Consider the following 13,546-nt stretch of genomic DNA (forward strand, 5'->3'; position numbering starts at 1 on the left):
GGCCGGAGCCAGGCCGGAGCCAGATCGGGTCGTCGCTCATCGGCCGAATCTCCTGGGTCACCCGTCGAGCTGGTGAAGCCAGCTTCGCAGCGGTGCCGTGCCCTCCTCGTCCTGGAGGACCCGCGCGACCCGCCCAGCCCCCTTGCGCAGCAGGTCGCAGGAGGTCGCCTCATCGAGGCGCGTGGCAAGCGCTGCGGCGGTGAGTCGTTTCATCGGGAGCGGCGCTGTGCCCGCGGACAGCGTCTCGAGCCGGCGCGCCCAGAAGGGTTGGTCGGTGTGCATGGGCACGGTGACCGACGGCACCCCGGCGCGCAGGGCGGCCGAAGAGATCCCCGCACCGGCCTGATGCACGACCACTGCCGTCCGGGGGAGCAGCCAGTCGTGGGGTACGTCGTCGACATGCAGGACCTGGTCGTCACCCACATCTGTCGCGAGACGCTCCGCGACCCCGCGCAGCGCGTCGCCCTGGAGTATGGCGCGCCGCCTGCTCTCTCGCAGCGCACCCTCGACGGCGGCCGGGACCTGGCCGTGCGCGGGAAGGCTGCCGAGGGTCACGACGATGGGCGCGGGCCCGGCGTCGAGGAAGGCGTCAGCTCGGCGGATGGCCCCCAACCCGGTCGCGGCGGCGGGCACCAGAAGCCGTCGAGGGTCAGGCGGTCAGACCAGTCCGCAGGACGGGGAAGCACGGCCGTGCTGATGCCGTGGTGGACGGGAAGCCCGGCGCGACGCCGGCGTCGCTGGGCGGTGGACCGAGGCTCGGGCAGGAGCCCGAGCTCGGCTCGGACGCGGGCACAGGCTGGGTCGTAGGGGGTGCGGACGCGCTCTGCAAGGGCACCGGCAAGACGGTTGCTGATGGGATAGAGGTCGCGGGTGGCTGCGATCATCGGTGGGTAGGCGGAGCTCGGCTCGGCGGGCTGGAGCAGCGCCGCGGCCGAGGGAACGCCGAGGTGCTCGGCGATGTCATGCCCGTACGGCGAGATCGCGTTGGTCAGGACCACGTCAGGGCTGCTCCCAACCGCGGAGAGTGCTGTGGACGCCGCCGCATCCATGTACTCACGCAGGCTAGCGAGGTAGGCGCGGACGCCAGGTGCGCCGGATCGCTCGTCGTTCTCGGTGCCGTCGTGCACGCCGGGCGGGGTCATCGATGCAGTGATGGCGACGTGTGCGCACCCGGCGTCGATGGCGTAGGCGGCGTAGTCAGCGCCGGCGACGAGCGTCACATCGTGTCCGTCGGCGACGAACGCCGCAGCGAGGCCAGCAGCGGGTGCGGCGTCTCCGCGGGTTCCGGGCGCGAGAACGAGTACGCGCACAGGGCTCCTTTAGCGAACGACGTTTGCACAAAAATGTAGCACGCCGGAGTCGTCGAGCCCTGCCCGGCGGCCGCACCCCGGGCAGGCCGGTCGGCACGCCCGTGCGGGCCTCCTAGACTGACGCTCATGTCCTCCCTCACTCGCGACGACGTGGCGCACCTGGCCATGCTCGCTCGCATCGACCTCGACGACGCCGAGCTCGACCGCATGGTCGGGGAGCTCGACGTCATCCTTGGCGCGGTCGCCAAGGTGCAGCAGGCTCCGATCGACGGCGTCGCCCCGATGTCGCACCCGCTGCCACTGACGAACGTGACGCGCCCCGACGTGCTACGCGCCGGCCTCACCCCGGCGGAGGCGCTCTCCGGCGCCCCCGAGGTGCATGAGCAGCGCTTCAGCGTGCCGCGGATCTTGACCGAGGACTGAGCCAAGGCGTGAGGATCGACCGAGCGTGTCTAGTCGACGACAGGGTGAGGACCCGACCGAGCGCCAGCGAGGGAGGCCCGGAGCGCGGAGGAGGCAGGACAGAGAACGCAGCGAGGGAGGACCGGAGCGCCGATTCGGCTCGGTCCTCCATCAAGCACCGAGGACTGAGCCAAGGCGTGAGGGGAGCGTATGCCGCTCACCCAGCACAGCGGCATACCTCACCTTCCAGCGAACGTCCTTGCCGACAAAGGGAACTGATGTGAACTCCGACCTGACCCGGGCCACTGCCACCGAGCTCGCCGAGGCGTTGGCGAACAAGACGGTGTCCTCGGTGGAGGTGACCCAGGCGCACCTGCACCGCATCGCGGCGGTCGACGAGCAGGTGCATGCGTACCTGCACGTCGACGCCGAGGGGGCGCTCGCCGCGGCTCGGTCGGTCGATGACCGGCGCGCCGCCGGAGAACAGCTGCCGACGCTCGCGGGTGTTCCGATCGCGGTCAAGGACGTCCTGGCGACCCGAGGCATGCCGACGACCTGCGGGAGCCGCACCCTGCAGGGGTGGGTCCCGCCGTACGACGCGACCGTGGTGGCCCGGCTGCGCGCCGAGGGGTTGCCGCTGCTCGGGAAGACGAACATGGACGAGTTCGCGATGGGCAGCTCGACGGAGCACTCCGCCTACGGCCCGACGCGCAACCCGTGGGACCTCGAGCGGATCCCGGGGGGCTCGGGTGGTGGTTCGAGCGCCGCCGTCGCGTCGTTCCAGGCGCCGCTCGCGATCGGCACCGACACGGGCGGCTCGATCCGTCAGCCCGCCGCGGTGACCGGCAGCGTCGGGACGAAGCCGACCTATGGTGGCGTCTCCCGCTACGGCCTCGTCGCGCTTGCATCGTCGCTCGACCAGGCCGGACCATGTGCCCGGACGGTCCTCGACACCGCGCTGCTGCACGCTGTCATGGCGGGCCACGACCCGATGGACTCGACCTCGATCGATGCGCCGGTGCCCCCTGTCGTCGAGGCGGCCCGCGCCGGGCAGGTGCGTGGCATGAAGGTCGGCGTCGTGCGCGAGCTGGGCGGTGCGGGTTACCAGCCCGGCGTCCGGGCCCGCTTCGACGAGGCGGTCCAGCTGCTCGTCCAGGCCGGCGCCGAGGTGCTCGAGGTGTCGTGTCCCAGCTTCGACTACGCCCTCGCCGCGTACTACCTCATCCTGCCGAGCGAGGCGAGCTCGAACCTCGCGAAGTTCGACGCGATGCGCTACGGCCTGCGCGTTGCGCCCGGTGGGGTCGACGACCCGAGCGCCGAGCAGGTCATGGCGGCCTCGCGTGAGGCCGGCTTCGGGCCGGAGGTCAAGCGCCGGATCATCCTCGGCACGTATGCCCTCAGCTCCGGCTACTACGACGCCTACTACGGCTCGGCGCAGAAGGTGCGCACCCTCATCGCGCAGGACTTCGAGCGCGCCTTCGAGCAGGTCGACGTCCTCGTCAGCCCGACCGCCCCGACGACGGCGTTCCGGTTCGGCGACAAGCTCGACGACCCGATGGCCATGTACCTCAACGATATTGCCACCATCCCGGCCAACCTGGCCGGTGTCCCCGGGATGTCGCTGCCCTCGGGCCTGGCCGACGAGGACGGCCTGCCGGCGGGTATCCAGATCCTTGCCCCGGCCATGCGCGACGAACGCCTCTACAGCGTGGGCGCGGCGCTCGAGCGGGCCCTCGTGGACCGGTGGGGCGGGCTCCTGCTCGACCGCGTCCCGCAGCTCGACGGCACAGCAGTGAAGGGAGCCTGACGATGACGACCACCTCCACGTCGACCGACGAGGTCATGGACTACGACGAGGCGATCGCCCGCTTCGACCCCGTCATGGGGCTCGAGGTCCACGTCGAGCTCAACACCGCGACGAAGATGTTCTGCGGCTGCGCGACGGCCTTCGGTGCCCCTCCCAACAGCCAGGTCTGCCCCGTCTGCCTCGGGCTGCCCGGTGCCCTGCCCGTCGTCAACGCGACGGCGGTCGAGTCGGCGATCCGCATCGGCCTGGCCCTGCACTGCGAGATCGCGCCGTGGTGCCGGTTCGCCCGGAAGAACTACTTCTACCCGGACATGCCGAAGAACTTCCAGACCTCGCAGTACGACGAGCCGATCTCGTTCGACGGCTGGCTCGACGTGGAGGTCGAGGACGGGGCCGGGGGCACGGAGATCTTCCGCGTCGAGATCGAGCGGGCGCACATGGAGGAGGACACCGGCAAGTCGCTGCACATCGGCGGCGCCACCGGGAGGATCCAAGGCGCCGACTACTCGCTCGTCGACTACAACCGGGCGGGCATTCCGCTCATCGAGATCGTCACGAAGCCGATCGCCGGAGCGGGGGAGCGGGCACCCGAGGTGGCCCGGGCCTACGTGTCGGCGCTCCGCGACCTCATGCGTGCTCTCGACGTCAGTGACGTCAAGATGGAGCAGGGCTCGATGCGGTGCGATGCGAACGTCTCGCTGCGGGTGCGCGCCGGCGACGGACCGACCAGCGCCGCGCAGCTCGACGTCCCGCTCGGCACCCGCACCGAGACCAAGAACGTCAACTCGCTCCGCTCGGTCGAGCGGGCCGTCCGCTACGAGATCGCGCGGCACGCTGCGGTCCTCGCGGGTGGCGGCTCGATCCTGCAGGAGACCCGGCACTGGCACGAGGACACCGGTGTCACGACATCTGGGCGCGAGAAGTCCGACGCCGAGGACTACCGCTACTTCCCCGAGCCGGACCTCGTGCCCGTCGCTCCCTCGCGCGAGAGGGTCGAGGCGCTTCGGCAGACCCTGCCCGAGCCGCCGGCAGAGCGGCGCCGACGGCTCCAGACCGACTGGGGCTACAGCGATCTCGAGATGCGCGACGTCGTCAACGCCGGTGCGCTCGAGCTCATCGAGCAGACCGTCGCGCTCGGTGCGAGCGCGCAGGCCGCCCGCAAGTGGTGGCTCGGTGAGCCGTCGCGGCGCGCGAACGGCGCGGCGCAGGACCTCGTCGCGTATGCCGCGCAGCTCGGTTTCGCGCCGGCCGACGTCGCAGCCCTGGAGGGCATGGTCGTCGCCGGTCGGCTCAACGACTCGATGGCGCGCCAGGTGCTCGACGGGGTCCTCGACGGCGAGGGCCACCCGGTGCAGGTTGCCGACGCGCGAGGCCTCGAGCTCGTCCAGGACGACGCCGCGCTAGAAGCCGCCGTCGAGCAGGTCATCGCCGCCAACCCTGACGTGGCCGACAAGATCCGGGGCGGCAAGGCGCAAGCCGCGGGAGCGCTGATCGGCCAGGTCATGAAGGCGACGAAGGGGCAGGCCGATGCCGGCAAGGCGCGTGAGCTGATCCTGGCCAAGCTGCAGTAGCGGGACCGCCGGCCCCCGCCAGAACGGGGCCGGCGCACAATGACGCGGCGCCGTGCCGCGCGAGCCGGGGTCAGCCCCGGGAAGGTGGAAGGGAGCATCCATTGAGCCAGACGGCTGAGGAACACTACGAGGACTGGTCCGATCGCCTGGCGCTCGCCGAGGCGATGATCCCGCTCATCGGGAGCCTCTACCGCGACAACAACGTCGTGACCTCGATCTACGGCCGCGGACTCATCAACGAGTCCGCCATCCACATCATCAAGGCGCACCGTTTCGCGCGACGGGTCGACGACGTGGAGCTCGACCTCGCCGACACGCTGCCGCTCCTGCAGGCCGTCGCCGCGGCAGACCCGGGCGCCGCATCGATCGACCTCGCCCGGCTGAACCGCAAGTACAAGCTGGAAGGAGCCGGGCGCGACCTGAACGAGTTCGTCCACGGCGAGCTCGGTGACCTCGTCGGACGCAGGGGCGCCCATCCGGCCGAAGAACAGGCCGGGCAGGACGTCGTGCTCTACGGGTTCGGACGGATCGGGCGGCTCCTCGCCCGGATCCTCATCGACCACGCGGGCAAGGGCGACGGGCTCAAGCTGCGCGCGGTCGTCGTGCGCAAGGGGGCCGACAACGACCTGCTCAAGCGGGCCAGCCTGCTGCGCCGCGACTCGGTGCATGGCTCGTTCCAGGGCACGATCGCCGTCGACGAGGAGGCCAACACGATCCTCGCCAATGGCACGCTGATCCAGGTGATCTACTCGGACGACCCCGCCGGCGTCGACTACACGGCCTATGGGATCACCGACGCCATCGTGGTCGACAACACCGGCCGCTGGCGCGACCGCGACGGGCTCGCACAGCACCTGTCCTGTCCTGGCGTGTCCCGAGTGCTGCTCACCGCCCCCGGTAAGGGCGACCTGCCGAACGTCGTCGCCGGCATCAACGAGCCGGCGATCGGGCAGGAGCCGATCGTCTCGGCCGCATCCTGCACGACCAACGCCATCGTCCCGGTCCTCAAGGCGGTCTCCGACGAGTACGGCATCGCCGGGGGGCACGTCGAGACGGTCCACTCGTTCACGAACGACCAGAACCTCATCGACAACTTCCACCGAGGCGAGCGGCGCGGCCGGTCGGCTGCGCTCAACATGGTGCTCACCGAGACGGGTGCCGCGAAAGCGGTCGCCAAGGCACTGCCCGAGCTCGCCGGGAAGCTGACCGGAAGCTCGATCCGGGTCCCCACCCCGAACGTGTCCATGGCGATCCTCAACCTCACCTTGGACCGACCGACCGACAAGGCGGAGATCAACCAGTACCTGCAGCGGACCGCACTGCACACCCCGCTGCACAAGCAGCTCGACTTCGTCGACTCGCCCGAGGTCGTCTCCAGCGACTTCGTCGGCTCGCAGTACGCCGGCATCGTCGACGGGCGGGCGACGATCACGGCGGACGACCGGGTCGTGCTCTACGTCTGGTACGACAACGAGTTCGGGTACAGCTGCCAGGTGGTGCGGATCCTCGAGAGGATGGCGGGCGTGCACCCGCCGGCGTTCCCGAAGGCCTGACGTTCGCCCGGCCGACCGTCGAGGGGCAACGACTTCAACGAGCGACGCCGAGGTCGGACGGAGGCAGCGACAAGAGCCGGTCGTCGCCGCCGTTGCTCGTCAGGATCCAGGCCCTGCCGCCGACGAAGTGCACGTCGCGGATCCGGCCGTAGGTCCCCTCGAGATGACGGGTCGACGTCCCGGCGCTGCCGTCGGCCCTGATCGGGACCCGCCACACCGACTGACCCCGCAGTGCGGCGATGTAGACCGCGCCGTCCGGGCCGATCGCGATGCCGCTCGGCGACATCTCGGCCGGCCGCCACTGGGCGACCGGGTCGACATAGTCCGGGTTGTCGGCCCGCCCCTCCACCTCGGGCCACCCATAGTTCCTGCCTGGCCTGATCAGGTTCAGCTCGTCCCACGTGTCCTGGCCGAGCTCGCTGGCCCACATCCGGCCCTGACCGTCCCACGCAAGGCCCTGGACGTTGCGGTGGCCGTAGGTCCAGATCGGGGACCCGCCGAACGGGTTGCCGGGGGCGGGCTTGCCCGCCGTGGTGATCCGCAGGATCTTGCCGCCGAGCGAGCCGAGGTTCTGCGCGAGGGGCTTGTCGCCGGCCTCGCCGGTGCCGACATACAGGTACCCGTCCGGGCCGAACGCGATGCGCCCGCCGTTGTGGTAGGTCCCGCTCGGGATGCCGGTGAAGATGACGTGGGGCGTGCCGATGCGGTCGCCCCGCCACGGCACGGCCGCGATCCGGTTGTCGCTGTCGGAGGTGTAGTAGGCGTAGAAGACCGGGTCAGCCGCGAAGTCCGGAGGCACCGCGAGCCCGAGCAGGCCGCCCTCGCCCGGCTGCCGGTTGATGTCGAGATGGCCGACGACACGCGCCTTCCCGGGCCTCCCTGGTGCGGGCACCCAGTGGATGTCCCCGGTGTTGCGCTCACTGACCAGGGCGGAACCGTCGGGCAGCATCGCGATCGACCACGGGATGTCGAGGCCCCCGGTCACCGCGAAGGCCGGCTTGTCGAGGGGCACCGGCGGCGTCGTCGGCGCCGCCGGAGATGCCGTTGTGCTCCCCGAGGGTGACGCGGTCGAGGTCGTCGGCGCCGAGGTCTGCCCCGTCACCGCGGGCGAGGCGGTTGTCGGTGCGGGCGAGCCGGTCGCCCCCTCACCGGTTGGGCTGGTGCAGGCAGCCGCGAGGACGGCGAGGGCGGCTGCGCCCGCCATGGGGGCGAGGCGACGACGGCGCGGGACTCGGCTGAGCGGCATACCCCATTGTCACCGGCGGCCGACTCGATCCGCGAGCCAGTCGTGCTCGTCCGGGGCCAGGACCCTCGCGTCGAGGACGCGTTCGGCGGCCTCGCGGTCGCCGGTGGCGCCGCGGAAGTTCAGCAGCAGGGTGATGTCGTGCTCGGGCCGCTCAATGGTGACGCGGTCCCCGGCACGGATCGTCCCCGGCGTGACGACGGACAGGTATGCGCCGGTGCGACCGACCTCGGTGAAGCGGCGCACCCAGCCCGGGATGCCCATGTGCCCGGCGAAGGTGCGGCACGGGATCCGCGGCACCTCCACCCGCAGCACGGCGGTGCCGACCCGCCACACCTCCCCGATCCGCGCGGTCGTGCAGTCCACGCCGACGGTCGTGAGGTTCTCCCCGAAGGCCCCGTCCCGCAGCGGTCGGCCGAGCTGCTCCTGCCACCAGTCGAGGTCCTCGCGCGCGTAGGCATAGACCGCCTGGGTGCGCCCGCCGTGGTGGCGCTGGTCACCGATCGTGTCGCCGGCGCAGCCGCTGCCGAGGCCGCCGTGCTTGGGTCCCGGGTCGCGCACCTCGACTTGGTCCACGGGCCGCTTGTCGATCCCCGTCGTGGGGGCGGACGTGTGCGGGCTCGGGACGCCTGGCCCGATGTTGACCGAGCGGACGTGGGACGAGATCACCCGAGGAGCCTAACGTCGCTAGCGTGCAGGTATGACTGCTCGTCCGCTCCTCGTGTCCGTCCCCGATCAGGGGTATGCCGCTCACCTCGCCGATCTCGATGGTGTCGACACGCTCGTATGGGACATGCGCGACACCCACCCGAGGGTCGGCGAGATCGAGCTGGCCGTGCGTCCCTACCTGCAGCAGGTGGATCTCGATGCGGTGTTGACAGGCGCCTTGCACCTCAGGGTGATTCAGATCCAGAGCGCCGGCTACGAGGACGTGCTGCCGCACGTGCCGGCTGGCGTCACCCTGTGCAACGCGGCTGGCGTGCACGACGCGAGTACGGCCGAGCTCGCGGTGACCCTGGCGCTCGCGGCGCAGCGCGACCTGACGACGTTCGTGCACGACCAGGACCGGCAGCTCTGGCCGGCCGCCTGGTCGTTCCGGCGTTCCCTCGCCGGCAGCCGGGTCGTCGTGCTCGGCTATGGCCAGATCGGCCGCGCCATAGCGAGTCGCCTGCGGCCTTTCGAGGCCTCGGTCACGGCCGTGGCGTCCCGGCCCCGCCCCGGAGACGACCTCGTCGACTGGATCCATGGTGTCGTGGAGCTCCCGGACCTCGTGCGGGTGGCCGACGTGCTTGTCGTGGTCGTGCCGTTGACCGCGGCGACCGAGCACCTCGTCGATGCGGACCTGCTGGCCTGCATGCCTGATGGAGCGCTCGTTGTCAACGTCGCCCGTGGCGGTGTCGTCGACACCGATGCCCTCGTCGCTGAGTGCGCGGCGGGCCGACTCCGGGCGGCCCTCGACGTGACCGACCCCGAGCCGTTGCCGGCGGGTCATCCGCTCTGGAGCACGCCGGGTGTCATCATCACGCCGCACGTCGGGGGCGCGACCCAGGCCATGCGGCCGCGCATGATGATGCTCGTTCGTCGGCAGGTCGAGGCGCTGCGCGACGGGCGGCAGCTGGCCAACGTCGTGTCCTGAGCTGCCTGAGCCCGGCGGCGGCGGGACCGCGCCTGCCTCCGGAACGAGCCTGAGCGGCATACGGCGAATCCGTCCTCTCAATCCTCTTGTCGTGCGTGACGGCGGTAGTGGACACTGTCAACATGACCGAGACGATCGTGGCCATCGGCACCCGCAAGGGCCTCTGGACCGGCCGCAGCGACGACCGCAAGACGTGGCACCTCGAGGGTCCGCATTTCCTGATGAGCGAGGTCGCGTCCGTCGCGATCGACACCCGGGCCGGTCGCTCGTCGGTCCTCGCCGGGGTCAAGTCCTGGCACTGGGGACCCACCGTCCAGGTGAGCCACGACGGCGGCCGCACCTGGACCGAGAGCGCCGAACGGGCAGTCGCCTTCCCGTCCGACACGGACACCGCCCTCGAGCGGGTCTGGCAGCTGACGCCCGCCCAGACGACGTCGTCTGGGCGGGCGTCGAGCCGCATGCGCTCTTCAGGAGCACGGACCGGGGCGAGCACTACGAGCTGGTCCGCGGCCTGTGGGACCACCCCCACCGTTCCCACTGGGAGCCGGGTTTCGGTGGTGGGGCGGTCCACACCGTCGTCCCCGAGCCGGGACACCCCGAGAACCTGCTCGTCGCGATGAGCGCCGGCGGGGTCTACCGGTCGTTCGACGGGGGTGACTCGTGGGCGCCGAGCAACCCCGGCATCTCGGCCTACTTCATGCCTGAGAACGAGTATCCCGAGTACGGCCAGTGCGTCCACAAGGTCGCGCGCGGCGTCGACGGCTCCTTCTTCGCGCAGAACCACCGGGGCGTCTACCGGTCCGACGACGGCGGAGCGAGCTGGGTCTCGATTGCCGACGGACTGCCGACCGACTTCGGGTTCGCGATCCTGGCCCACCCCACCCGACCCGGGACGGTCTGGAACATTCCGGTCGCGAACGACGGGGAGCGGATCCCGCCGGACGCACAGCTGCAGGTGCAGCGGTCCGACGACGGCGGCCGCACCTGGCGGATGCAGGCCGCCGGGCTTCCGGCAGCGAGCTACACGTGCGTCCTGCGCGACGCCGCCTGCCTCGACACGTCCGAGCCGGTTGGCCTGTACTTCGGAACTCGCAACGGTGACGTCTTCGTGTCGGTCGACGACGGCGACTCGTTCAGTCGTATCGCGACCCAGCTCCCCGACGTCCTCGTCGTCCGCGCAGCCCAGCTGCCCTGAGCCACAAGGGATTCCGTATGCCGTCCACCCCCGTTCGCGTCATCCTGCCCGGGTTGCTGCGTGAGCTTGCGGGTGGTGTGCCGGAGATCGAGGTCGGGGTGGCGGATGAGCCGGTGACGGTCGCCCAGGTGCTCGACCTCGCCTTCGTCGAGCATCGGCTCCTGGACGCGAAGGTGCGGGACGAGCGCGGCCAGATCCGCCGGCACGTCAAGGTCTTCGTCAACGGCGAGGACGCGACCCGTGGGGCCGGGGTGGCGACCCTCGTGCCGGCCGGTGCCCGGGTCCACATCATCAACGCCATCTCTGGCGGCTGAATCCCCGATCGAGTGTGCACTTCTCCCGATCGAGCGTGCAGTAGTCCTGGTCGAGTGTGCACTTCTCCCGATCGAGCGTGCAGTAGTCCTGGTCGAGTGTGCAGTAGTCCTGGCCTGTTCCGGAGTGAGGCGACGTCAGGCTTCGGAAGCGTGGAACCGCTCGAGGTCGCAGCTCCCGAACTCGAGGTCCGCCCAGTCACCCGAGTAGCGCAGGACCGCGATCCCACTGGTGCGGAAGCCGCCCGCCAGCGCCTCGTGGCCCGGTCCGGAGCCGTCACCATCACACAGCAGACTCGTCGCGTGAGCCATCGTCGGGTTGTGTCCGACGACCAGGACCGTGGAGGAGTCGCCGGCATCTTCTCGGATCGTCTCGATCAGGGCCTCGGCGCCGCCCTCGTAGACCGGACGACGGAACTCGACGTACTCGGCCTGCGCGCCGCCGCGACGGACCGCGTCCCAGGTCTGTCGGGTCCGAACTGCGGTCGAGCAGATGACCAGGTCCGGGACGAGTCCTTGGCCGCGCAGCCACGCACCGGCCAGCTCGCCCTGTCGCACACCCCGCTTCGACAGGACCCGGTCGTGGTCAGGTCTGCCGGGTCCCTCCTCGGCCTTGCCATGGCGCATGAGAAGGAGGGTCTTGTCCTCAGCCGCGATGCCCATGTGTCGAGCATGCCGTGCTCTGCCGCCCTTGTCAGCCCTGGGCCTGCGTCGACCTCCCAGGGTCCTGAGACCCGTGTCTACGCCACGGGCATCGTCCTATGCTGCTGCAATGACTCAGACCCCTGACATTAAGCCCCGCAGCCGCGACGTCACGGATGGGCTCGAGAAGACCGCCGCACGAGGGATGCTCCGGGCGGTCGGGCTTGGTGACGAGGACTTTGCCAAGCCGCAGATCGGCGTCGCGAGCTCGTGGAACGAGATCACCCCGTGCAACCTCTCGCTGGACCGTCTCGCCAAGGCCGTCAAGGACGGCGTCCACGCGGCGGGTGGCTACCCGCTGGAGTTCGGCACGATCTCCGTCTCCGACGGCATCTCCATGGGCCACGAGGGGATGCACTTCTCGCTCGTCTCCCGCGAGGTCATCGCCGACTCCGTCGAGACGGTCATGAGCGCCGAACGGCTCGACGGCTCAGTCCTGCTCGCCGGTTGTGACAAGTCGTTGCCCGGCATGATGATGGCGGCGGCCCGCCTCGACCTGGCCTCGGTCTTCCTCTACGCCGGCACGATCCTGCCCGGTATCGCCAGGCTCTCCGACGGCACGGAGAAGGAGGTCACGATCATCGACGCGTTCGAGGCGGTCGGGGCCTGCGCCTCCGGCCACATGTCTCGGGAGGACGTCGACGCGATCGAGCGCGCGATCTGCCCCGGGGAGGGGGCCTGCGGTGGCTTCTACACTGCCAACACGATGGCGGCGATCGGAGAGGCGATCGGCCTGTCGCTGCCGGGCTCGGCCGGGCCGCCGGCCACGGACCGTCGCCGCGACCACTACGCCCGCCAGTCCGGTGAGGCCGTCGTCGAGCTGCTCCGCAAGGGCATCACGGCCCGGCAGATCATGACCAAGGAGGCATTCGAGAACGCCATCGCGGTCGTCATGGCCTTCGGCGGCTCGACCAACTCCGTGCTGCACCTGCTCGCGATGGCGCACGAGGCGCAGGTCGACCTCACGATCGGCGACTTCCAGCGGATCGGCAAGAAGGTGCCGCACCTGGCCGACGTCAAGCCCTTCGGCCACTTCGTCATGAAGGACATCGACCACATCGGCGGCATCCCCGTCGTGATGAAGACCCTGCTCGACGCGGACCTGCTCAACGGCGACTGCCTCACGGTCACGGGCAAGACGATGGCCGAGAACCTCGAGGAGCTGAACCCGCCGCACATCGACGGCCGGGTGATCCGCAGTATGTCCGAGCCGATGCACAAGACCGGTGGCCTGACGATCCTCACCGGCTCGCTCGCCCCTGAGGGCGCGGTCGTCAAGACGGCCGGCTTCGACGAGACGGTGTTCGAGGGGTCCGCCCGCGTCTTCGACGGGGAGCGTGCTGCGATGGACGCCGTCGAGCAGGGCACCCTGAAGTCCCACGACGTGGTCATCATCCGCTACGAAGGCCCCAAGGGTGGGCCGGGCATGCGTGAGATGCTCGCCGTGACCGGGGCGATCAAGGGTGCGGGCCTCGGCAAAGAGGTGCTGCTGCTGACCGACGGGCGCTTCTCCGGAGGAACGACCGGCCTCTGCGTTGGGCACATCGCCCCGGAGGCCGTCGACGACGGACCGATCGCCTTCGTCCGCGACGGTGACCCGATCAGGCTCGACGTCGCCGCGGGCACGCTCGACCTGCTCGTCGACGACGCCGAGCTGGAGCGTCGCCGCTCCGAGGGGGTGACGCATCCCGAACCGCGCTACACGCGGGGGGTCCTCGCCAAGTACCGCAAGCTGGTGCAGAGTGCCAGCAAGGGCGCGGTGCTCGACTGACGACGACGGCGTGAGGACACGAGCGACGAAGGAGTGAGGCCCGGA

Annotated in this window: 14 protein-coding genes; 9 read left to right on the forward strand and 5 right to left on the reverse strand. The window is 70.6% G+C overall.

Annotated features, from left to right (window positions below):
* Positions 1–57: 57 nt before the first annotated feature.
* A complete protein-coding gene (locus tag L0H79_RS15290) occupies positions 58–555 on the reverse strand; it encodes a glycosyltransferase (RefSeq protein WP_301485496.1) in 498 nt (165 codons plus the stop codon).
* Positions 552–1,310 carry a hypothetical protein gene (locus L0H79_RS15295; protein WP_301485497.1) on the reverse strand — a complete coding sequence of 253 codons (759 nt, stop codon included), beginning with the start codon at positions 1,308–1,310 and terminating at the stop codon, positions 552–554. The genes L0H79_RS15290 and L0H79_RS15295 overlap by 4 nt, the downstream gene beginning before the upstream one ends.
* Positions 1,311–1,436: 126 nt before the next feature.
* Between L0H79_RS15295 and gatC the strand changes: the two genes are divergently transcribed.
* The 4 genes from gatC (at position 1,437) to L0H79_RS15315 (ending at position 6,643) form a co-directional block, all read left to right on the forward strand.
* Positions 1,437–1,733, forward strand: a complete 297-nt coding sequence (gatC, locus tag L0H79_RS15300) for an Asp-tRNA(Asn)/Glu-tRNA(Gln) amidotransferase subunit GatC (protein WP_301485498.1) — start codon at positions 1,437–1,439, stop codon at positions 1,731–1,733.
* Positions 1,734–1,992: 259 nt separating this feature from the next.
* Positions 1,993–3,519 carry an Asp-tRNA(Asn)/Glu-tRNA(Gln) amidotransferase subunit GatA gene (gene gatA / locus L0H79_RS15305; RefSeq protein WP_301485499.1) on the forward strand — a complete coding sequence of 509 codons (1,527 nt, stop codon included), beginning with the start codon at positions 1,993–1,995 and terminating at the stop codon, positions 3,517–3,519.
* Positions 3,520–3,521: 2 nt separating this feature from the next.
* Positions 3,522–5,090: an Asp-tRNA(Asn)/Glu-tRNA(Gln) amidotransferase subunit GatB gene (gene gatB / locus L0H79_RS15310; RefSeq protein WP_301485500.1), complete on the forward strand. Its 1,569-nt coding sequence runs from the start codon at positions 3,522–3,524 to the stop codon at positions 5,088–5,090.
* A gap of 101 nt (positions 5,091–5,191) precedes the next feature.
* Positions 5,192–6,643 (forward strand): glyceraldehyde-3-phosphate dehydrogenase, encoded by a 1,452-nt coding sequence (locus L0H79_RS15315; RefSeq protein WP_301485501.1) that lies wholly within the window; start codon positions 5,192–5,194, stop codon positions 6,641–6,643.
* A 34-nt stretch (positions 6,644–6,677) separates the two neighbouring features.
* Here L0H79_RS15315 and L0H79_RS15320 read toward each other — a convergent pair whose 3' ends face one another.
* Entirely contained in the window at positions 6,678–7,847 is a 1,170-nt protein-coding gene (locus L0H79_RS15320) for a sorbosone dehydrogenase family protein (RefSeq protein ID WP_301485502.1), read from the reverse strand.
* 51 nt (positions 7,848–7,898) lie between these two features.
* Positions 7,899–8,555 carry an MOSC domain-containing protein gene (locus L0H79_RS15325; RefSeq protein ID WP_301485503.1) on the reverse strand — a complete coding sequence of 219 codons (657 nt, stop codon included), beginning with the start codon at positions 8,553–8,555 and terminating at the stop codon, positions 7,899–7,901.
* Between the two features lie 31 nt (positions 8,556–8,586).
* Here L0H79_RS15325 and L0H79_RS15330 point away from each other — a divergent pair, with 31 nt between their 5' ends.
* The 4 genes from L0H79_RS15330 (at position 8,587) to L0H79_RS15340 (ending at position 11,031) form a co-directional block, all read left to right on the forward strand.
* A complete protein-coding gene (locus L0H79_RS15330) occupies positions 8,587–9,522 on the forward strand; it encodes a 2-hydroxyacid dehydrogenase (RefSeq protein ID WP_301485504.1) in 936 nt (311 codons plus the stop codon).
* Between the two features lie 122 nt (positions 9,523–9,644).
* Positions 9,645–10,142, forward strand: a complete 498-nt coding sequence (locus L0H79_RS22270; protein WP_367652476.1) for a hypothetical protein — start codon at positions 9,645–9,647, stop codon at positions 10,140–10,142.
* Complete coding sequence (locus L0H79_RS22275; RefSeq protein WP_367652477.1) at positions 10,139–10,717, forward strand: WD40/YVTN/BNR-like repeat-containing protein; 579 nt, start codon at positions 10,139–10,141, stop codon at positions 10,715–10,717. Before L0H79_RS22270 ends, L0H79_RS22275 begins: the two co-directional genes overlap by 4 nt.
* A gap of 17 nt (positions 10,718–10,734) precedes the next feature.
* A complete protein-coding gene (locus L0H79_RS15340) occupies positions 10,735–11,031 on the forward strand; it encodes a MoaD/ThiS family protein (RefSeq protein WP_301485505.1) in 297 nt (98 codons plus the stop codon).
* A 135-nt stretch (positions 11,032–11,166) separates the two neighbouring features.
* Here the strand turns inward: L0H79_RS15340 and L0H79_RS15345 are convergent, their stop codons facing one another.
* Complete coding sequence (locus L0H79_RS15345) at positions 11,167–11,691, reverse strand: histidine phosphatase family protein (protein WP_301485506.1); 525 nt, start codon at positions 11,689–11,691, stop codon at positions 11,167–11,169.
* 109 nt (positions 11,692–11,800) lie between these two features.
* On the opposite strand from L0H79_RS15345, the gene ilvD reads away from it, so the two are divergent.
* Positions 11,801–13,501 (forward strand): dihydroxy-acid dehydratase, encoded by a 1,701-nt coding sequence (gene ilvD / locus L0H79_RS15350; RefSeq protein WP_301485507.1) that lies wholly within the window; start codon positions 11,801–11,803, stop codon positions 13,499–13,501.
* The last annotated feature ends 45 nt before the right edge of the window (positions 13,502–13,546 follow it).

Source organism: Intrasporangium sp., from assembly GCF_030452765.1.
In the GTDB taxonomy this organism is placed as follows: Bacteria; Actinomycetota; Actinomycetes; order Actinomycetales; family Dermatophilaceae; genus Intrasporangium_A.